The sequence below is a fragment of the Caulobacter sp. DMC95 genome (assembly GCF_056313785.1).
The window spans coordinates 131,317-151,543 of sequence record NZ_JBQUZP010000005.1 but is presented as its reverse complement, the minus strand read 5'-3'; the positions used below and the strand labels follow the sequence as shown (position 1 = coordinate 151,543).

The 20,227-nt window shown below is 68.4% G+C and carries 18 protein-coding genes; 4 read left to right on the top strand and 14 right to left on the bottom strand.

Going from position 1 to position 20,227, the window contains the following annotated elements:
- Positions 1 to 30: 30 nt before the first annotated feature.
- On the bottom strand, positions 31 to 2,526 hold the full coding sequence (locus tag ACT53N_RS13435; RefSeq protein ID WP_476064369.1) for a TonB-dependent receptor domain-containing protein: 2,496 nt from the start codon (positions 2,524 to 2,526) through the stop codon (positions 31 to 33).
- Positions 2,527 to 2,829: 303 nt separating this feature from the next.
- Between ACT53N_RS13435 and ACT53N_RS13430 the strand changes: the two genes are divergently transcribed.
- On the top strand, positions 2,830 to 4,563 hold the full coding sequence (locus tag ACT53N_RS13430) for an ATP-binding protein (protein WP_476064368.1): 1,734 nt from the start codon (positions 2,830 to 2,832) through the stop codon (positions 4,561 to 4,563).
- Positions 4,564 to 4,584: 21 nt separating this feature from the next.
- Here ACT53N_RS13430 and ACT53N_RS13425 read toward each other — a convergent pair whose 3' ends face one another.
- The 12 genes from ACT53N_RS13425 to ACT53N_RS13370 form a co-directional block, all read right to left on the bottom strand.
- On the bottom strand, positions 4,585 to 5,949 hold the full coding sequence (locus tag ACT53N_RS13425; protein ID WP_476064367.1) for an efflux transporter outer membrane subunit: 1,365 nt from the start codon (positions 5,947 to 5,949) through the stop codon (positions 4,585 to 4,587).
- The gene (locus ACT53N_RS13420) at positions 5,949 to 7,076 is read right to left on the bottom strand and encodes an HlyD family secretion protein (RefSeq protein ID WP_476064366.1); all 1,128 of its coding nucleotides are present in this window, start codon (positions 7,074 to 7,076) and stop codon (positions 5,949 to 5,951) included. The genes ACT53N_RS13425 and ACT53N_RS13420 overlap by 1 nt, the downstream gene beginning before the upstream one ends.
- Positions 7,073 to 8,746, bottom strand: a complete 1,674-nt coding sequence (locus tag ACT53N_RS13415) for an MFS transporter (protein WP_476064365.1) — start codon at positions 8,744 to 8,746, stop codon at positions 7,073 to 7,075. The genes ACT53N_RS13420 and ACT53N_RS13415 overlap by 4 nt, the downstream gene beginning before the upstream one ends.
- Positions 8,747 to 8,987: 241 nt before the next feature.
- Positions 8,988 to 11,237: an excinuclease ABC subunit UvrB gene (gene uvrB / locus ACT53N_RS13410; RefSeq protein ID WP_476064364.1), complete on the bottom strand. Its 2,250-nt coding sequence runs from the start codon at positions 11,235 to 11,237 to the stop codon at positions 8,988 to 8,990.
- An 85-nt stretch (positions 11,238 to 11,322) separates the two neighbouring features.
- Positions 11,323 to 11,889 (bottom strand): DeoR family transcriptional regulator, encoded by a 567-nt coding sequence (locus ACT53N_RS13405; protein ID WP_476064363.1) that lies wholly within the window; start codon positions 11,887 to 11,889, stop codon positions 11,323 to 11,325.
- Positions 11,864 to 12,586, bottom strand: a complete 723-nt coding sequence (locus tag ACT53N_RS13400; RefSeq protein WP_476064362.1) for an SDR family NAD(P)-dependent oxidoreductase — start codon at positions 12,584 to 12,586, stop codon at positions 11,864 to 11,866. The genes ACT53N_RS13405 and ACT53N_RS13400 overlap by 26 nt, the downstream gene beginning before the upstream one ends.
- Positions 12,583 to 13,089, bottom strand: a complete 507-nt coding sequence (locus tag ACT53N_RS13395; protein ID WP_476064361.1) for a DUF3429 domain-containing protein — start codon at positions 13,087 to 13,089, stop codon at positions 12,583 to 12,585. The genes ACT53N_RS13400 and ACT53N_RS13395 overlap by 4 nt, the downstream gene beginning before the upstream one ends.
- 97 nt (positions 13,090 to 13,186) lie before the next feature.
- Complete coding sequence (locus tag ACT53N_RS13390; RefSeq protein ID WP_476064529.1) at positions 13,187 to 13,888, bottom strand: TetR/AcrR family transcriptional regulator; 702 nt, start codon at positions 13,886 to 13,888, stop codon at positions 13,187 to 13,189.
- Between the two features lie 81 nt (positions 13,889 to 13,969).
- A complete protein-coding gene (locus ACT53N_RS13385; RefSeq protein WP_476064360.1) occupies positions 13,970 to 15,244 on the bottom strand; it encodes a flagellin N-terminal helical domain-containing protein in 1,275 nt (424 codons plus the stop codon).
- A gap of 215 nt (positions 15,245 to 15,459) precedes the next feature.
- A complete protein-coding gene (locus ACT53N_RS13380) occupies positions 15,460 to 15,675 on the bottom strand; it encodes a tautomerase family protein (protein ID WP_476064359.1) in 216 nt (71 codons plus the stop codon).
- 4 nt (positions 15,676 to 15,679) lie between these two features.
- Complete coding sequence (locus ACT53N_RS13375) at positions 15,680 to 16,051, bottom strand: nuclear transport factor 2 family protein (protein ID WP_476064358.1); 372 nt, start codon at positions 16,049 to 16,051, stop codon at positions 15,680 to 15,682.
- A complete protein-coding gene (locus tag ACT53N_RS13370; RefSeq protein WP_476064357.1) occupies positions 16,048 to 16,677 on the bottom strand; it encodes a glutathione S-transferase C-terminal domain-containing protein in 630 nt (209 codons plus the stop codon). The genes ACT53N_RS13375 and ACT53N_RS13370 overlap by 4 nt, the downstream gene beginning before the upstream one ends.
- A gap of 117 nt (positions 16,678 to 16,794) precedes the next feature.
- On the opposite strand from ACT53N_RS13370, the gene ACT53N_RS13365 reads away from it, so the two are divergent.
- Together ACT53N_RS13365 and ACT53N_RS13360 are read left to right on the top strand one after the other, a co-directional pair.
- Positions 16,795 to 17,220 carry a winged helix-turn-helix transcriptional regulator gene (locus tag ACT53N_RS13365; protein WP_476064356.1) on the top strand — a complete coding sequence of 142 codons (426 nt, stop codon included), beginning with the start codon at positions 16,795 to 16,797 and terminating at the stop codon, positions 17,218 to 17,220.
- Positions 17,221 to 17,256: 36 nt separating this feature from the next.
- Positions 17,257 to 19,347, top strand: a complete 2,091-nt coding sequence (locus tag ACT53N_RS13360) for a response regulator (RefSeq protein ID WP_476064355.1) — start codon at positions 17,257 to 17,259, stop codon at positions 19,345 to 19,347.
- A 6-nt stretch (positions 19,348 to 19,353) separates the two neighbouring features.
- On the opposite strand, the gene ACT53N_RS13355 is transcribed toward ACT53N_RS13360, so the two are convergent.
- On the bottom strand, positions 19,354 to 19,722 hold the full coding sequence (locus tag ACT53N_RS13355) for a c-type cytochrome (protein WP_476064354.1): 369 nt from the start codon (positions 19,720 to 19,722) through the stop codon (positions 19,354 to 19,356).
- 173 nt (positions 19,723 to 19,895) lie between these two features.
- Between ACT53N_RS13355 and ACT53N_RS13350 the strand changes: the two genes are divergently transcribed.
- Positions 19,896 to 20,225 (top strand): PadR family transcriptional regulator, encoded by a 330-nt coding sequence (locus ACT53N_RS13350; RefSeq protein ID WP_310213519.1) that lies wholly within the window; start codon positions 19,896 to 19,898, stop codon positions 20,223 to 20,225.
- Positions 20,226 to 20,227 lie beyond the last annotated feature (2 nt).

Genomic DNA, 20,227 nt, shown 5'->3' with positions numbered 1-20,227 from the left:
GCGGTACCGCGCCCAGCCTTTTCGTCCAAACTAGAAGCTCATCCGGGCCGACATCGAAACCGTGCGCCCGTTGACCGCCCGTCCGAGGCCGATGCCGTTGGCCGGAACCGACGGCGTGGTGATCTCGATGAAGGCGACCTTGTCGAACAGGTTCTCGACATTCAGCATCAGCTGAACATTGTCCTTCAGCCGGTACTGGGCGAAGGCGCCGACCAGCGTGTAGCCAGGCATCTTCATCAGGTTGTTGTCCTGCACCCAGCTGTCGGTCGTGCCGATGATGTTGGCGCCGATTGTGGCCTTGCCCAGGTCAAACTGGGGCGTGGCCTGATAGATGAAGTCGGGCTGGCGGCGCGGGACCTTGCCGGCGACAGCGGCGTTCAGCTTGTCGTTGACCAGCTCGGCGTCGGTGTAGGTGACCCCGCCGCGCACGCTGAACGGACCGTGGCGATAGGTGCCCTCGGCCTCCACGCCATAGGCCTTGTAGGTCCGATCGGTCGTGATGGCGCCGGCCTGGACGTTGGTGTCCTCGGTGTCGGCGCTGAAGCCGGTGACGTTCACCGTGAAGTTCGAGGCGCGGTATTTGAAACCGGCTTCGAACTGTTTGACGATGTCATAGCCGTCGGCCTTGTTGATCAGGCTGCCGTCGGTGGTGCTGACCTTGGTCGAGAACAAGAGCTTGTCAGCCCCGGCCCGAGCGCCGCGGCTGTAGCGGGCGAAGACCGCGAACGGCTCGGCGACCCGGTAGTTCACCCCCACCGAATAGCTGTAGTAGCCGTAGTTGTAGTGGACGGGCGCCGGACGGTCGTACGGCGTGAAGGCGGTCTTCGACTCCGCGACGGAGATGAGGCCGTCGCCGTTGAAGTCCACCGACTTGATGCCGATGCGGCCGCCGCCCAGATCAGCGCCGTAGAGATCGCCGCGCACCCGGCCGCCGTCATGGCGCAGGCTGCCACCGATCGCGACCTTGCCGATGCGATAATTCAGCGAGCCGTAGGGCGCGGTGATGTTGTAGCGAACGTCATAGCTGCGACGGAAGAAGGCCGTGGGGCCGGACCGGTTGAAGCCCAGATAGCCGTTCTGGGTCTGCGGGACGCCCGCCGCATTGGTGTAGTTGATCAGCGCCGACCCGCCGTCGGCGGCCACGTCCTGGATGTGGTTACTGTACAGCCAGTCACTGGTGTAGTCCTGGATCGACTTGTAGAGCCCGCCGGTCACGGTCAGCTCGCCCTCGCCGACGTGATAGGCGCGCGTGGCGCGCAGGTCGTTGATGAAGTTGTTCAGCGAGCGCGACTCAATGCGGTTCAGCGAGGTTCCGACGATTATGCCGTTGCCGTTGAGCGTCGCCAGATTGGTGATGACTTGCCCGGCGCGAGGGCCCGTGGCGTAGCTGAAGGTCCCCGTGCCGCCACCTAGAGAGGCCGGCATGGCGCCGCCCGAATAGAGGTTGGCGACCAGGTTTCGGGTCGTTCCGCCCTCGATGTCCGAGTAGCGGCCCCGCTGGGTGATCGTCCAGCCGCGAACCTCGAATTGCGACTCGAGGCCGATCGACTTCACCAGTGCGTTCATGCCCTGGCTGAGCGGCAGTTCGACCGGCTTGTTGTCGGCGTCGAGCGTGATCAGGTTGCCCAGATGGCCCGCATTCATCGAGTCGCGCCGGACATCGTAGGTGTTGAAGCTGCTGAAGACCGGATCGTCATTGGTCCCCGTGATGCGCACCGGACCCGGCAGGTAGTGCGGCGAGCGATCGTCCAGATACTTGCCCGACACGCGGACGTACCCGTGGTCGAACTGCTTGGTGACGTTGAACTTCAGCTGACCGCCCTTGAAGGCGTCGTAGCCGATCTTCCGAGGCCCTTCGCCTACGCGGTAGAAGCCGCCGACATGGAAGCGCAGCGTATCGCTGAGGGGCGCGCCGTACTCGAAGTCGACGCGCTTCATGTCGTAGTCGAGCCCGGTGGTCAGCAGGACCGAGCCGCCTTTCACATCCCCGGTCTTGGAGATCAGGTTGATCACCCCGGCCGGCGAGTTTGACGCGAAGGTCGAGGACGAGCCGCCGCGAATGGACTCGACGGCGGCCAGGTTCAGGTCGGCGCGGATGTAGATGTCGACCGCGCCGTTGAAGAAGTCGCCGAACTCCAGAACGGGCAGTCCGTCTTCCTGCAGCTGCATGTACTTCGACCCGCCCGACGCGAGGGGCAGGCCCCGGATCGTATAGGCGGAGCTACCGTCGCCGGTGGACGACTCGGTGCGGATGCCCGGCAGGTTGCGCAGCAGGTCGCCCAGCGACCGTCCGCCCGAAACCGCCATGTCCTTCTCACGCAGGGCGCTGGTCGAGGTGGCGCTGTCGAGGCGGTCGCGGCCCTTGGCCACGCCGGTGGAGAATACCTCTTCGCGAGCGGCCTGGGCGTGCGCCACCGGCTTTGCGGCCGTGTCGACGGCTGTCGCCGCGCCACCTTCCGCCAGAGCAGAGGAGGGTGCGACAAATAGTAGCGGCACTATTGCTGCTGAGGCAAAGAGCATCTTCATAGCTGGCCGTTCCTCCGACATTTTTATGGAAGTATAGGGCCACGGTGGTGCTTATCGTTTCGTAAACGTAATAGCTGTGTTGTCAGCGCTTAACGACTCGATAGCTATGTAATTCATCTAAAAGCTCGATTTTTACTAATATGAGACTTTCTGTCGCAGTCTGATTTCTGGCGCGTATTTGTCCGAAATGACTGGGCGCGCGCGGCCCCTGGGACGGATCGTCGCAGAGCCCGAATTGGGTCAAGCTTCGAAGGCGTCATTCACCGTCGTCCCGTACCGTGCGCCCCAACGCCAAGGAGACCGATGGCCCGCCCGCTTCTCGATGACAGCATCGACCTGATCGCTTCGACCGGCCGCCAGGCGCGGCCGGCGCGGATCGGTATGGCCGTGCTCGTGGCGGGGTTCCTGTGGTTCAACCTCGGCCCTGTGATCGCCGCCGCCTGGTTCGGCGCGGCGATGGTCGCCGAGGTCTATGGCCTGGGCGTCACCCGGCTGTCGTGGCGCCTGAACCTGTCGGACGCCATGCGGCGGCTGGCCTATGTCACCGCCGTGATCGTCATGGTCGGGGTCTGGACGGCCCTGACCATCGTACTGTGGACCTCGGGCAATCCGGCCCTGCAGTGGGCCGCCATCTGCCTGGCCGCCGGCCAGCTGATCCACGCCCAGTCGGTGACTTTCCGGGCGCCCACCCTGTTTGCGATCGACGTCGGCATGCCGGCGACTTCGCTGACGGTCATGCCGCTCCTGACCGGCGGCTTCTCGGCGGTGCAGATCGCCACGATGATGACCGCCGTGGCGCTGATGCTGGTCTATACGCTGACCAGCGCCGCCGCGAACAATCGCCGGATGATCGCGCTGGAGGCCGCCGAGGCTCAGGCCCTCAAGGCCAGCGAGGCCAAGTCCGCCTTCCTGGCCATGATCAGCCACGAGATCCGCACCCCGATGAACGGCGTGCTGGCTATGACCGACGCCCTGTCGCGCGCCGATCTCGGCCCCGACCAGGCCCGCCAGACCGCGCTGCTCAAGCGCTCGGGCGAGGACCTGATGACCCTGCTCAACGACGTGCTCGACATCTCGCGCATCGAGGCCGGCAAGCTGGAGATCGAGCGCCAGCCGTTCGACCTGGCCGAGCTGCTGACCGACCTGCGCGCCCTGTGGACCCCCGCCGCGACCGATAAGGGCCTGGAGCTGGTGCTGACCCTCGCGCCCGGGCTGGACGCCTACCGGCTGGGCGACCCCACCCGCCTGCGCCAGATCCTCGGCAACCTCGTCTCCAACGCGGTCAAGTTCACCAAGTCGGGCGGGGTGGCCCTCAGCGCCCGGCCGGGCGAGGCCTCGGGCACGGTCGTCTTCGACGTCGCTGACACCGGTATCGGCATGACGCCCGAGCAGCAGGGCCGGCTCTTCCAGTCCTTCTCCCAGGCCGACGCCTCGATCGCCCGCCGCTTCGGCGGCAGCGGCCTTGGCCTGTCGATCTGCAGCCAGCTGGCCGGACTGATGGACGGGGCGATCACCGTCGACAGCGACCTCGGTTCGGGCTCGACCTTCCGCCTGACCCTGCCGCTGCCCGTCGTCGAGCGCCCCGCCGAGCCTCCGCCGCCGCTCGCCGAGGCCCCGGCGCCCGAGGTCCCCGCCAGCCTGGCCGGGCTGACAGTGCTGGTCGCTGACGACCACCCGGTGAACCAGGCCGTGGCCCGCGCCATCCTCGAGGCCGTCGGGGCTCGCGTCGCCGTCGCCGACAACGGCGCGGCCGCCCTGGCCAGCCTGAAGTCGGCTCCGGCCGACCTCGTGCTGCTCGACCTGCACATGCCCGTTCTGGACGGCCGCGAGACCGCCCGCCGCATCCGCCGGGGCGAGGGCGGCGACCCGGCCGTGCCGATCATCGCCCTGACCGGCGAGACCCTCGACGCCGACCCCGCCGCCTGGCGCGCCGACGGCTTCGACGCCGTCCAGCAAAAGCCCGTGGTCGCCGGCGTGCTCCTGGCCACGGTCGCCAAGCTGGCCAAGGCTCAGGCCGGATCCGTCGGCGAGCGGTGACTTCCGGCTCCGGCGCCGGGGTCAGCGCCAGCCGCCGCCCAGCGCCTGGTAGAGAGCGACCACATTCAGCAACCGGGCCTCACGGGCCTGGGCCAGGGCCAGATCCGCCGTGAGCAGCGCTCTCTGGGCGTCCAGCTCCTCAATATAGCCGACATAGCCTGCGCGGTAGCGCTTTTGCGCATGGTTGAGCGCTGAGGCGGCTGCTGCGCTCCGACGGACGGCGGCGTCTTCCTGCTCGGTAAGGCGACCTATGCCCTCCAGCGCGCCTTCGACCTCGCTGAAGGCCGTCAGGGCGGCCTTGCGGTAGGCGAACGCGGCCTGATCGCGTCGCGCGGCGGCCGCGTCAGATTGGGCGCGCAGGCGGCCGCCGTCGAAAATCGGCGCTAACACGCTGGCTCCCAGGGTCCAGATCGTCACCGGATCCAGCTTTTCGACAAAGAGGCCCCCGCCGGACGCCGACAGGCGCACCTGGGGCAGGAAGGCGGCGCGAGCGGCTGCGAGGCTCGCGTCGGCGGTGACGAGGGTCGCCTCCGCCTGGGCGACGTCCGGGCGGCGGGTCAGCAGGGTCGAGGGTAGGGGCGCTGCGGGCTGCGGGATCGTCAGATCGGCCAGGGCGCCTCGCGCGACCGGACCGGATGCGTCCCCGACCAGCAAGGTCAGGGCGGTCTCCTGTCGTCGAATGGCCAGCTCGAGGGCCGGCACGCGCTGTATGGCGGTCTCCAGTTCGCCTTCCGCCTGCCGCAGTTCCAAGTCGGAGGTAAGACCTTCCTGCGCCCGGCGGCGGGCGCGGGCGGTGGACTCCTCGCGCGAGACCTTTGTGGCGCGCGCGATGGTCAGTTGAGCGTCCAGCGAGACCAGGGCGACATAGGCCCGCGCGACGGCGGCGGCCACCGACAGGCGGGCGGCGTCACGGGCGTAGCCGCTGGCTTGCAGGCTGGCGCGGGCCGCCCGGTCGGCGGCTCGTACGCGACCCCACAGGTCGACCTCGTAGGCGACCTGGAGTTGGGGCTGGAACGCGGTGGTGGTGGTCGGCTGGCCGAAGGCGTTCAGCTCGCGGCTTCTCTGGGCGCCGGCCGAGACGCTGACGGTCGGCAGGAGCGCCGCCTGGGCCAACCGACTCTGGGCCTCGGCTTCGCGCACGCGCGCCTCGGCGACCCCGAGGTCGGCGTTGCGGACCAGGGCGGCGGCGACCAGACTCGACAGGCGGGCGTCTCCAAACGCGTTCCACCAGTCGGCGGCGACAGCCGTCGGGCCGGGCTTGACGGTCGCGCGCCAGCCTTCGGGCGGCGCAATCGCGGCTTCGGAGGGCGGCGCGGTCTCGGGGCCCGGCGTCGCACAGGCCGCCAGCACGCCGCAACTCGCCAGAAGAAGCAGGCCGCGTCGCATCAGCGGTCGCTCCCCGAGGCCGTGTCAACCTCGGCCTGGACCGACATGCCGGGGCGCAGGCGATTGAGGTCCCGCTGTCCGGGATCCAGCGCGATGCGCACAGGCAGGCGCTGGGCGATCTTGGTGAAGTTGCCGGTCGCGTTCTGGGCGGGGAGGATGCTGAACTCCGAGCCGGTGGCCGGCGAGATCTGCTCGACGCGCCCGGTGAAAGGCTGGTCGCCCAGCGCGTCGACCGTGACGCGCGCCGCCTGGCCCGGCCGCATGCGGCCCGACTGGCGCTCCTTGAAGTTAGCGATGACCCAGCGCTGCGGCGGCACCAAGGTCACCAGCTGACTGCCCGCGGTGACGAACTGTCCAAGCCGCACGCCCACTTGGCCCAGCTGGCCGTCGCTCGGGGCCAAGACGATGGTGTTGGCCATGTCGATCTCAGCTAGCCGCAGCGCCGCCTTCGCCGCCGCGACGCCGGCTTCGAGGCTTTGTCGCGAAACGCCGACCGACCGCAGGTCCTGACGGGCGATCTCGCCGCCCGCGCGGGCCGAGGTCAGCGTCGCCTCCGCCGCGCGCAGCGTGGCGCGTGCCTGGTCGCGTTCGCGCAGCGAAACCGACCCATCGGTAGCCAGCTCGGCCACCCGCGCCATGTCGGCGCGCGCCCGCTCGACCTGAGCCTGGGCCGCGCCGATGTCCGCCTCGCGACTTTGCAGCGCCGCCTCACGCGAGGCGCGCGTCTGCGCGGAGTTCGCCAGCTCCGCTTCGCGGGCGGCCAGGGTAGCGCGGGCCTGATCCAGCCGTTGCGCGTAGATGCGCTGGTCGATCTCGAACAGCGGTTGGCCGGCGCGGACGGTCTCGAAGTCGCGGGCCATGACCTTGACGACATAACCGCCCAGCTGCGGAGCGATTACTGTGACCTGGCCGCGCACATAGGCGTTGTCGGTGCGCTGCAGCGATCCTCCGAACGGCGGCAGCCTCCAGAAGAACAGGATCAGCAGCACCAGAAGCAGCGCGGCGCCCAAGGTCAGCAGGACGACGCGCGCCGACGGCGGCGCGGGCCGCGAGGGCGGTGGAGCTGCGGCGCCGCGGTCCTCCGGCTGCGGGTTGGGTTGCGGAGCGGGCGAGGGCGCGTCGGTCATGCGGTCTCTCGGACGGGAACGGCGGAAGCCGGGGCGGACGGCGCGGCGGCCATACGCCTGGCGAGGCGGAAGAACAGGAAGCCGGCGTAGAAGAACTGCAGCAGGGCCACGACGCCGATGACCAGGAACACGTCGTTGAACGCCAGGATGTTGGCCTGCTGGGTCAGCTGCTGGGTAAGAAGCGCGGCGGCGTCGGCGGAGCGCAGCGCTGGATCGGTCTGGGTAGACGCATAGACGCCGGCATAACCTTGCAACGTCGCCGCGACGCTGGGGTCTGTCGCGGTGAGCCGTTCGGCAAGGCCGACGGCGTGCTGCTGGGCGCGGACCGTCTGCAGCGTGCCCAACATGGCGACACCGAAGAGGCCGCCCAGGTTCTGGGCGACGCCGAACATCACAGAGAAGGTGATGATCGAGCCCAGGCCTCGGGCGAGCAGCTGTCCGATCCCGAACATGAAGGACGGCCCGAGGAACATCGCGGCGGCGAAGGCGAGCAGCGCCTGACTGAGGAACAGGTTCGCCGGGCCGATCTGCGGCGTGGCGCGGGCGTCGAGGAACGCGCCGGCGGCGATCAGCAGGACCGAGCCGAGGAACTGCACGGGCAGGGTCTTCTGGGTCAGGGTCACAGCGCTGATCACGACGCCTGCGACGGTCGCGGCCAACACCACGCCATAGAGCAGCCGCTGCTGCTCCTGCGCGAGGCCCAGAGCCTGCATCAGTCCGGCCGCGCCGATGCTTTGCTCCGACAGGATGACCCGCACGAGGGCGACATTGAGGGCGAAGCGCAGGAAGGCGCCGGTGGCGACCCAGCGGGTGTCGATCAACGGGTGGGCGCGCCTATGCTCCACCAGGGCGCCGGCGGCCAGCAGCACGACCGCGCCGATCAGACACCAGCCGAGCCATGGCGCCTCGAACCACCAGACGATGCGGCCCAGTCCCAGTACCGCGACCAGGAGGCCCAATCCGACGCCGAGCAGGGCGAAAGTCAGGGCGTCGACGCCCTCGAACACATGGATGCGCACGCCTGTCGGCAGGCGGTAGAGCGTGACTGCGGCCAGGCAGGCGGCGGCCAGGCAGGCTTCCACGGCGTAGAGGCCTTGCCAGTAGGCCGCGTCCAGAAGACTGGTCGAGATGATCCGGGCGAGCGGTCCGCCAAGCTGGGAGACGCCGACGCCGAGCACCAGGGCGCCGATCCGGAACGATGCCGGAAAGGCTTGCAGCATGTAGAACATGGCGAGCGCGGTGAGCGCTGCGGCGCCGACGCCGCTGATGGCTCGCAGCGCCAGCGCCATGGGGTAATTGTCCAGGCCCAGGTGGGCGAAGGCGGCCAGGGTGTAGAGGCTGAGGAACACCAGGGTGAACCGGCGGATGCCGAACTGCTGGCGATACTTCACCAGCAGTAGGTTCATCGAGATGTTGGTCATGACATAGACGGTCGTCAGCCAGGCGCCCTGGGTCGGGGTCAGCCCCAGCGAGCCCTGGATGGCCGGCAGATTGACCTGGATCAGCGCCGAGCCCAGTGAACCGGTGACGCCGATCAGCAGACCGATCAGCCCGTAGATGACCCGAAAGCCGGTCGGGAAATTGGGAGTCGACGGCGAGCCAGGGAGCATTGGCCGCTCGTGCGGTAGCCAGTCTGGCGTAGGGCCGATCTGGGCGCCGTGCTGGGGCATAGTTGGGACCGTCTCAGTCGCGCGGGGGCGCGGGCTGAGCAGGACCACAACCGCCCGCAATCCCGTGAGTCGTGGCCTGGAGGTACGCTGTCTGCAGCGCCGCCCGTCTGGTCATGCGCGGCTTGCCTCCGAGCTTGAGCGTACGTTTGTGCAGCTACAACGGCGAGCCCAATGTCCGGTTCCTGACAGAGCGCCGCGCGCCGCCGCAAGGGCTCTGTGCGCGAATAGGCCCCTTGCGTCGCTACCGCCGCTTCTTCCTGAACTCCGCCGCCTTTTCCTCGCGGATCTCGGCGCGGAGGCGTTTCGGCGCTGACTTGTCGACGTCTTCGCCGGTGGCTGACAGCACCTCGTTGGCGAACTCCAGGTCCATAAGCTTCATGCGCTTGATCTCGTCGCGCAGGCGGGCGGCGGTTTCGAATTCCAGGTTGGCGGCGGCCTCGCGCATCTTGGCCTCCAGGTCCTTGAGCGCGGCCTTGAAGTTGTCGCCGCTGAACGGGCGGTCGTCGGTCTCCGACATGCCCATCGGCACCAGCACGCGGTCGCCGCGCTCGTATGGGCTGTTGAGGATGTCCTTGATGTCACGCTTGACGCTCTCGGGCGTGATGCCGTTGGCCAGGTTATAGGCGTGCTGCTTCTCGCGGCGGCGGGCGGTCTCGGCCATGGCCCGCTCCATCGAGCCGGTGACGCGGTCGGCGTAGAGGATGACCTTGCCGTCGACGTTGCGGGCGGCGCGGCCGATGGTCTGGATCAGGCTGGTCTCCGAGCGCAGGAACCCTTCCTTGTCGGCGTCGAGAATGGCCACGAGGCCGCACTCGGGAATGTCGAGGCCTTCGCGCAGCAGGTTGATGCCGACCAGCACGTCGAAGTGGCCCAGACGCAGGTCGCGGATGATCTCGATGCGCTCGATGGTGTCGACGTCGCTGTGCATGTAGCGGACGCGGATGCCCTGTTCGTTCAGGTATTCCGTCAGATCCTCGGCCATCTTTTTCGTGAGGACGGTGACCAGGGTGCGGTAGCCCTTGGCGATGGTCTGGCGGATCTCGTCGACCACGTCGTCGACCTGGCTCGCGCCGTCCTTAGAGACGGGGCGCACCTCGACCGGCGGGTCGATCAGGCCGGTGGGGCGGATGACCTGCTCGGCGAAGACGCCGCCGGCCCGCTCCAGCTCCCAGGCGGCCGGGGTGGCGCTGACATGCACCGACTGCGGCCGCATGGCGTCCCACTCCTCGAACTTGAGGGGGCGGTTGTCGAGGGCGCTGGGCAGGCGGAAGCCGTACTCGGCCAGGGTCCATTTGCGGTTGCGGTCGCCCTTGTACATGGCGCCGATCTGCGGAACCGTCTGGTGGCTCTCGTCGGTGAAGAGCAGGGCGTTGTCGGGGATGTATTCAAAGAAGGTCGGCGGCGGCTCGCCGGGTTTGCGGCCCGACAGGTAGCGGCTGTAGTTCTCGATGCCGGCGCACGAGCCGGTGGTCTCGATCATCTCCAGATCGAAGGTCGTGCGCTGCTCCAGCCGCTGGGCTTCCAGCAGCTTGCCGTTGGCGACCAGCCAGTCGAGGCGCTCCTTCAGCTCCTTCTTGATCTCGACGATCGCCTGCCGGAGCGTCGGGCGCGGGGTGACGTGGTGGCTGTTGGCGTAGACCTTGATCATCTCGAGGTCGGCCGTCTTCTTGCCGGTCAGGGTGTCGAACTCGGCCAGGGCCTCGACCTCGTCGCCGAACATGGTGACGCGCCAGGCGCGGTCCTCGTAGTGAGCGGGGAAGATCTCGATGGTGTCGCCCCGGCGGCGGAACGTGCCGCGCTCGAAGGCCTGGTCGTTGCGCTTGTACTGCTGGGCCACGAGGTCGGCGATCAGCTGCTTTTCGTCCACCCGCTGGCCGACCTCCAGGGTGAAGGTCATGGCCGTATAGGTCTCGACCGAGCCGATGCCGTAGATGCAGCTGACCGAGGCCACGACGATGACGTCGTCGCGCTCCAGGATCGCCCGGGTGGCCGAGTGGCGCATCCGGTCGATCTGCTCGTTAATCGAGGAGTCCTTCTCGATATAGGTGTCGGTCCGGGGGACGTAGGCTTCCGGCTGGTAGTAGTCGTAGTAGCTGACGAAGTACTCGACCGCGTTCTCGGGGAAGAACGACTTCATCTCGCTGTAGAGCTGCGCGGCCAGGGTCTTGTTCGGGGCCAGGATCAGGGCCGGGCGCTGGGTGCGCGCGATGACCTGGGCCATGGTGAAGGTCTTGCCCGAGCCGGTGACGCCCAGCAGCACCTGGTCCTGGTCGCCGTTCTCCAGGCCCTCGACCAGGTCGGCGATGGCGGTCGGCTGGTCGCCGGCGGGCTGGTAGTCGCTGACCAGCTTGAATTTCTTGCCGCCCTCGGACTTGTCGGGCCGCGAGGGGCGGTGCGGGGTCCACAACGCCGGGATCGCGCCGCCGGGAACCGTGTCCAGCACGAAGGGCGTCGAGACGTCGGAGACGCCGGAGGTGTCGCGAGAAGGCATGTCGCCAAGTTAGGAGCGCGCGGGGGCGAAGGCTAGGGGGCCTGCTGACGGGGCGTGGCAGCAGAGTGGCGGCAAGGCCCGTCCCTTACGCCGCCATGTTGGCGATGTGCTGGCGGTTGATGCGGATGACGCCCAGCTGCTCCAGCGACAGCAGCAGGCGCCACAGCTGCGACAGCTCCAGGCCCAGCGACCGGCGCATGGCGGGGTTCTCCAGCGCCTTGAGGTTGATGGCCAGGCCCGCGCTGAGGCCGCTGCGCTCGCCGTCGTCGTCCTCCAGCGGGCCCATGCGCTCGACGAGGCCGCGGGCGACCAGGGCCTTCAGGCGACGGCGGACGGTCTCGCTGGAGACGTTCAGCGCGGCGGCCACGCCCTCGATCGACACCGGGTGGCGCTCGTCGCCGGCCTCGGGATCGCTCAGGCCGGCGCGCTGGCTGTTGGGCAGGTGCTGCAGGTTGGCGGCGGCGATCGTGTGGACGATCAGGAACTCCAGCGGGTCCAGGTCCATCGCCCGCTGACGGGCGTCGATCCAGTTGAGGACGAAGGTCGTGGTCGTGCGGCGGACGGCGCGGGCGACATCGCTGGGGATCAACATGCGGGGCGTCTCCGAGGGGGGAAGGGCGAGCGGCTCACCAGGGGATGGGCTGGCCGTCATGGGCGAAGAAGCCGCCGCTTTGGGCGGGCTCCAGCTGGGACAGCACCTTGAGCAGGCGCTGGGCGGCGTCGTCGGGGGTGAACAGGGTCTTGGGCGAGCGCGCGAACGGGGCGCTGAGGCTGGTGGCGACGGTGCCGGGATGCAGCGCCACGCAGACGGCGCGCGGGCGCTCGCGTTGCAGCTCCAGCGCCTGGCAGCGGATCATCATGTTCAGCGCCGCCTTGCTGGCGCGATACGCGTGCCAGCCGCCCAGCCGGTTGTCGCCGACGCTGCCGACCCGCGCCGACAGGACGCCGACGAGACTGGAATCCTCCTTGGGCAGCAGCGGGGTCAGGTGCTTGAGCGCCAGGCTCGGAAGGATCGTGTTGACCTCGAACAGCCGCTGCATCGCTGCGGCGCTGACCGCGCGCATGCTCTTCTCCGGCGTCAGGTCGGTGTCGTGCAATAGGCCGGTGGCGATCAGCAGCAGGCTGAGGCTCCCCCGCTCACGCAGTTGGCGGGCGAGGTCGGCGAGGGCGGTCTCGTCCAGCAGGTCCAGCGCCAGGAACGGGGTGCGAGTTTCCTCGGGCCAGTCGTCCGGACGGACGCGGCCGACGCCGATGACGGCGCTCCAGCCGGGCTCGGCGGCCAGACGCGCCAGGAAGGCGCGGCCCAAACCGCCGCTGGCGCCTACGACGACGGCGAGGCGTCCGCTCATGCCGGCGCGCTCGCCAGCAGGGCGCCGACCAGCAGAGACCCGCAGGCCACGATCGTCAGCGGAAGGCGCAGCTTGCGGTACCAGTCCGGCAGGCTCTGAGCCGTCATGTCCCAGACGCCCTGCGCGGCGAGCGCTACGGCCAGACCCAGCAGGCCGGCCGAGACGAGAGCGGGGGACCCCGCGCCGGCCACCAGGGCCGCGACGGCGAAGCCGACGATCGGCGGGGCCATGGCGATCACCAGGGTGGCGATGTCCGCCCGCGCCCCCAGCGCGGCCTGCGCCGCCCGGACGCCGCCGAGAAAGGCCAGGATCGCGCCGGCATAGGCGGCCTGGGCGATCCAGGCGATCCCGGCGGGCAGCACGCCGGCCAGGAACAGCAGCGGCGGCGCAACAAAGGGAATGAGGCCCAGGCCGCCCAGCACGGCCATCGCCCTGGCGGCGCCGACGCCGGCGCGCGGGGCGCTGTCGCTGCGGGGCTCGAGGATATGGATCGCGCCGTCCATGTGGCGTCTCCCTCGGTCAAACCTGATCGAGGGTTATTTAGTGTATCAAGTGGTATAAAGAAAGGGCGGCAAACCGCTTAAGGGTTTACGGTGACGTCTAGCGCCAATCGGCCGCCGCCAGCACCGGCTCCGGCGGCTCGTCGGTCCCCCATACGGGCGGTGAAGTCGCGAACGCGCGCAGGAACGCCCCGCAGGTGCTGGCGATCAGCTTCTCAAGGTTCATGGCGCGCAGGTGAGCGCCCTCCAGCTGGTCCTGGTGCAGGCAGGCCAGCAGCAGCGGCGACACCAGTTGCAGCGCCGCCATGCGCGGGTCGACGTCAGCTCGCATCTCGCCGCGCGCGATGTGCAACTGGAGCCGAGCCTCCAGGGCCTGCAAGGTCGGCTCGACGATATGCTCCAGCGCGGGCCGGCCGTAGCTCGGGTCCATCAGGCCCTCTGCCAGGCTGAGGGCGAAAACATCGCCCAGGCGCACCGTCTTCTCCGCGCGCAGCGCGTCGACTAGGCTGCGGGCGTAGGTGTAGATCGAGGCCTCGAAGGGCAGGTCGCTGAGGCGCTGGGCGTCGAGACCCGTACGGCCGCGCCGCAAGCACTCCTCCAGCACCGCCTCGATCACCGCCCGGCGGTCGCCGAAATAGTGGCGCAGGGTCGGCGGCGACACCTCGGCGGCGGCCGCGAGATCGCGATAGCTCGCACGCTCGCCCCCACGCGCCATCAGGTGGAGCGTCATCTTCTCCAACAAGTCGCGGCGCTTGGCCTCGTGGTCGAGGTCCCTAGCGCCCTTGGTTCTGGACAAGGTGATCGTCCCCTTTCGGCGGGAAGATACGTTCGGCGCCGCAGCCGCGCAAACCTTGGCCCCCTCGAAGCGGTGGAGTGGGAGCGGTCAGTTGAACAGGCCGAGGACCCAGCTCTGCTGGCCGTTGGCGATCGACAGCGCTTGGCTGGCGAGGCTGGCCGAGGCCTCCAGGGCTTGGAGCCGGGCGGACTCGCGCGCCAGATCCGCATCGACCAGATTACCGACACCGGTCGATAGCGTGTCGCTCATCAGGCTGTTCTGGACCATCAGTCCGGCGAAGGATTGCTGCCGTCCGCCGAAATAAAGGCCCGCCGCGCGCGTGGTGTTCAGAGCCTGCTCGACCACCTCAAGGATCCCGCCGACATTGGTCCAGTCGATGGTGTCGAGGTCGAGCGCCTCGGCCGTCAGCGGCTGCGAGGTGACAAGCTCGGTCCCGCCGTTGGGGTCCGACGCGAAGTCGTAGCCGGTGGCCGACGAGGTGGTGACGTCCGGCACGGTGAAGCTGGTGGTGGTCGTCGTCGGCCGCACGCTGGCCAGGGGCTGAAGTGCGATCGCATCGACCGCCCACGCCGTACCGGCCAGACTTCCCGACTCGTTGAAGCGAAACTCGATGTCGCGGCCGCTTATGGGGCTGTAGTCGAAGCTGAGAATGGAGCGGCCGGACACGGCCGTTCCCGCCGCCACCGTCGCGCCGCCGCCGACATAGGCCTGGCCCGTGGCCGCCCGCCGCGCGCCGCCTTGCCAGATCTCGAGGACGTCCGGCACCCCGTAGGCGTCCAGATAGAGGTCGATGCGGCCCGGCGTGGCGCCGCCGTCGCGGAGGAAGGTCTGGGCGGCCACGCCCGAGGCGTTGACGAACGCGCCTCCCAGGCTCGCCGGCGTCGCGGCGGTGGTCACCGGGTTGTAGCTGGTCTGGCTGTAGGTCACCGAGCCGGTCGTCAGCTTGTCTGCCAACGGCCGCTTGCCGTCGAAGACCGCTTGCATGGCGACGCGGTTGATCTGGCCGACAAGCATCTGCACGTCGGCGACCAAGGCCTGCTTGGACGGTTCGTCGAGAGACGGATCGCGCAGCGCCAGCGCCTTCTCACGGGCCAGCGCCAGGAAATCGTGGATCTGCTCCACGCCGGCGGCGGCGACATCCAACAGCGACGCGCCCCGCGCCAGGCTGTCATTGACGACCTGAAAGCTCCGCGCCTCAGTCGCCATGCGCCGGGAGATGCTCCAAGTGGCGCCGTTGTCGCGCGCCGAGTCGATGCGCCGACCGGTCGACGCGCGGTTCCCTGCGCTCGCAAGCCGCGCATCCGCTTCGGACAAGGCCGCAGCGCCGCGCAAGGCGTTCAGACTGACGCCGCCCCCGACCAAATCGCAATTCCCCCGTGAGGCCTGCGATCCCCCGGCCTCCAAAGTTGTTTTTGCGATAGGCGAGGTTTACGCCGACTTAACGCCGTATCGGCGTTCGTCGACCTTTGGCATGAACGCCGCCGGTCAGGGTTCCAGGCCGTTCAGCCGGGCGCGAGAGCCCCGAGGCTTGATCGCGGACGCGGCGTTCCTTGAACGCCGCGTCCGCGTCCGGCGTATCAGGTCTTGGCGGCCCGCCTGCGCGCCCTGTAGGCCTCGACGGGCAAGCCGCCGACGCCCCAGTTTTCAAGCGCGATCTCGTCGATGACGACGAAGGTGGTGTCCGGGTCCTTGCCCAGCACCTCGGTCAGCAGGGTTGTGACGCCTTCAATGAGCCGCGCCTTCTGCTCGGCGGTGACGCCTTCGCGCGTCACCTGGATGTTCACATATGGCATGGGCTCATCCTTTCTCGATGATCTGGAAGACCTTGGCGATGATCCGCCAGCGGCCGTCCTCGCGCACCAGGGTCAGGAGGTCGACGAAGTCGCGCGCGCCCAGCGTGCAGCGCACCCGGGCGGCGGCGGCGTTGTCGCCGGCGAAGGCGATCTCGTCGATGATGTCCCGACGCGGATCGGCCGAGGCCGCCGGTGGGGTGCGTCCGCGCACCACCTCGAAATAGGTGGGCATGTCCCGATAGAGGGGCGGTGTCTCGTCGGCGGTCGCGTAGATCGCGCGAGGGTGAAAGACCTCCGCCAGCAGGTCTACGTCGCAGGCGTAGAGCGCGTCGAAGTACTTCTGGAGAGCGTCCTGGACGCCGGCGAAGTCGCTCATGCGGCGTCTCCGGCGGGCAGGAGGCCTTCTTCGACCAGCGCTTTGCGAACGGCCGGACGCGCCTGGACCTGGTCGACGAACCGCGCCGTGTAGGGCCAGCCCGCCAAGGCGACGCCGATGAAGCGCGTCCAGTTCAGGACCACGAACAGATAGGCGTCGGCGACGGTGAAACCTTCGCCCAGCAGATAGCTCCGACCGTCGGCGAGCTGGCGCTCGACGTCGTCGAGGCGTCGCTCCAGATGGGCCTCGGCCCGGACCTTCTCGTCCGCGCTCATCGCCCGTCCCGAGAACCAGGGCGCGAAGGCCTTGTGCAGCTCGGACGATGTAAAGGCCAACCACTCCTGCAGCCGGACGCGCTCCAGCTTGCCCGCAGGCGGCGCCAGGCCCCGCTCGGGGGCGAGGTCAGCCAAGTACTGCAGGATGGCCGGGTTCTCGGTGATCACGACGGCCGGGCTGATCTCCAGCGCCGGGACATAGCCCTTGGGATTGATCTGCTTGTAGTCCGCGCCGGTGGCTGTGGTTCCCTTGGCGGTGTCCACGGGAATGGCTGTGAACGGCAGCCCCAGCTCGGTCAGGGTGATGCGGGCGGCCAGCGAACAGGCGCCGGGCTTGAAGTAGAGTTGCATGGCGACGTCTCCAGTTTGAGTGCCGCCGCGCACCTATGGGCATAGATCACCCTTGCCAACCTAGTTTCCAGAAGTTACCGCGTTTTGACGTTTCCTGGCGGTAACCGAAAGTCCGGCATGGCCCTGAAAGTCCGCAAGAACCGCAGCGCGCCGCCGCCCGAGCCCTGCGCCCTCACCGAATGCATGGCCGTGATCGCCGGGGCATGGGCTCCGAACGTGATCTGGCATCTGCGCGCCGGCCCAAGGCGGTTCAGCGAACTGCGGACCGACATTCCGCCGGTGTCGGCCAAGGTGCTGTCCCAGCGCCTCAAGGACCTGGAAGCCAAGGGCGTGTTGTCGCGCACCGTTCAGCCGACCTCGCCGCCGTCCGTGGAGTACGCGCTTACGGCGCTGGGCGAAGGCCTTGTCCCGGCGCTCGAGGCCATCGTCGCGGTGGGGCATCAGCTCAAGACAGCGCGTGCGGGCGCACCGGCGCCTGCGTCAAAAAGCGACATCCCCGCGACCCCACGCGAAGGGCGGCAATCACCCCAAATCAAGTACTAAGGCCGTCGGCGCGAAGTTTGGGGTGCGGTCGCAGCGATGGACATATCTGTAACGGCTCGGGAGATCGCCCGGGTTCGGGCGCTGCTGGACCTGGGCATCCTGGACACGCCGCCCGAGCCGGAGTTCGACGATATCGTTCACGCGGCCCAAGACGCCTGCCAGGCGCCGATCGTGGTCGTGTCCCTGCTCGACGACCATCGCCAGTGGTTCAAGGCGCGCATCGGTATAGATGTCTGCGAAACCGAGCGGGAAGTCTCTTTTTGCGCGCACGCTGTGGCGCAGGCCAACACGCTGCTCGTGCCCGATGTAACCTTGGACGCGCGGTTCAAGGATAATCGTCTCGTAACGGGTCCTGAGCACGTCCGCAGCTATGCGGGCGTGCCGATCATCACTGAGCAGGGCGTCGCCATAGGCGCGGTCGGCGTCATCGACCAAAAACCGCGCGACTGGACGGCCAGGGAGGTTCAGGCCCTCGAACGCCTGGCGCGGATCACCGCGCGCCTGATCGAGATGCGTGCGCGCTGTGATCTGGCCGATGTCCAGGCCCAGCAACTGCTGAACCTGGCGGCCGAAGGCGTGCAGTTCCGGACGATCTTTGCGGCCATGCGCGAGGGGGTCGTGCTGCAGGATCGGACCAGCACCATCCTGCGGCACAACCCCGCCGCCGCCACGCTTCTTGGTCTGACTCCCGACCAGCTGCTGGGCAAGAGCTCGGTCGACAACGACTGGCGGATTGTCGACGCCTCAGGGGCGCCGCTGCCCGTCGAGGCGCAGCCGTCGATGGTCTGTCTGGCCACGCAGAAGCCCGTGCTGAACTTTGTTCTGGGGGTGCATCTGCCGCATGGCCCGCTGCGCTGGCTCAGCGTCAATTCGCTGCCGATCTTCGACAAGGTGGGCGAGCCGCCGACCCTGACGGTGACGTCGTTCATCGATGTCACCGAGCTGCGCGCGCGCGAGACCGAGCTGCGCGATGCGCTTGAGCTGGCCGAGCGCGCCAGCCAGGTCAAATCGCAGTTCGTGGCCAATGTGAGCCATGAGATCCGCACGCCGCTGAACGGCGTGATCGCCCTGGCCTCGGCTTTGCGCCAAAGCCAACTGACCGATCGCCAGCGGGAGATGGTCGAGATCATCGTCGAGTCCGGGACGACCCTGGAGTCGATCCTCAGCGCCCTTCTGGACCTGGCCAAGATCGAGGCCGAGCGCATGGAGCTGGAGATCGTTCCGTTCGGGATCGAGGACCTGGTGCGCTCGTCAACCGACCTCTTCAAGATCAAGGCCGACAACAAGGGGCTCAAGTTCGACGTCGCGGTGTCAGCGCCGCCCGGCGCGCGCTATCGCGGGGACGCCCAGAAGATCCGCCAGATCCTCTGGAACCTGCTGGCCAACGCCATCAAGTTCACTGACGCGGGCGCCATCGGGGTCAGCGTAGAGGTCGAGGGTTCTGACGCGGCCGCGCAGACGCTGCTCATCGAGGTGCGCGACACGGGCGTGGGCCTTTCGTCGGACATGCAGCGCATGCTGTTTGAGCCCTTCATCCAAGGCGACGCCTCGGTGACGCGCCGGTTCGGCGGCACGGGCCTTGGCTTGACCATCTGCCGCGCACTGGCGCGAATGATGGGCGGCGACATCGAGGCGGTCGCCGGGGCCGAACGGGGCAGCGTGTTCCGGGTCCGGCTGCCGGTGGCTACCGCCGATCCGGAAGTCTTGCCCTCGACGGAGGGCGAGGCGGATCTCGCCGCCGCCATGAAGATCCTGCTCGTCGAGGACAATCCCAACAACCGCCGGGTCGTCGAGCTCCTGCTGGAACCGACCGGTGCGGAGCTGGTGATGGCCGAGAACGGCGCCGAGGCGCTGACCCTTCTGGCCGCGCAGCGCTTCGACCTGATCCTGATGGACATGCAGATGCCGGTGATGGACGGCCTGACGGCGACGCGCGAGATCCGCCGCCTGGAAGCGGGCGCCGGCGAGGGAGGCGCGGCCACCCCGATCGTGATGATGACGGCCAACGCTTCGCGCGAACACCGCGAGGCCGCCTTCGCCGCCGGCGCCGATGGATTCATCACCAAGCCGGTGACCCCGGCCACGCTCTACGCCGGCATCAACACCGCCTTGACGGCGGCGGCCTGAACCGGGTCAGCGCGGGTCCAGGCTGAGCAGATACGCCTTCAGGTCGGCGCGCTGGTCGTCGTCGAACTTGACCTGCGGCATCAGGGGATGGGTTCGCCCTGAGCCTTCTTCCGGCGGCGACTGTGGCGACAGCATGCCTTCGGACAACACTTGATCCACGCGGCCCGGCGGATAGCGCAGATAGAGCTTGGCGAAGGCTGGCGCTCCGGGCTGGGGGCTCTTGAGGCCGCTCACCGCGTGGCAGGCCCCGCAGTGGCGCTGGGCCAGCTTCTGACCGTTGACCGCAGAGGCCTGAGCGGCGGCGGCGGTTCCCGTCATCAGAAGCCCACAAGCCAGCAGGATGGCGACGGCGAGGGGACGGATCGTGCACGGCATGGGTGAGGCTCCTGTTCAGGACCAGCCTACGGCAATCCTGTAGCCAAGGCAGTGGGTACGAACACCTATGGAGCGACGACGAACGCAGTTCGGCGCCTTGACTCGGAGTTATACTGTGTGACATACAGTGTGTATCACACACCATGTGATACACACTATGTGGCGCACACCGAATGCCGACCGATACGGACATCTTTGAATCGCTCCGCCAGGAGCTGCGGCGGGGGACCCTGATCCTCGCCGTCCTCGCCCAGCTGAGGGAGGAGCGCTACGGCTACAGCCTGCGTCAGGCGCTCTCGACCGTGGGCGTAGAGATCGACGAAGGGGCGCTCTATCCGATGCTGCGCCGGCTGGAGGCCCAAGGGCTGCTGGCCAGCGAATGGCGCGAGGAAGACAAGCGCAAGAAGCGTTTCTATCAGCTGTCGAGCGAGGGGAGGGCCGTGCTGGTCCGCCTTGCCGACGAATGGCGCGCGATCAACGCCGCGCTCGAGCCGCTGCTTTGACA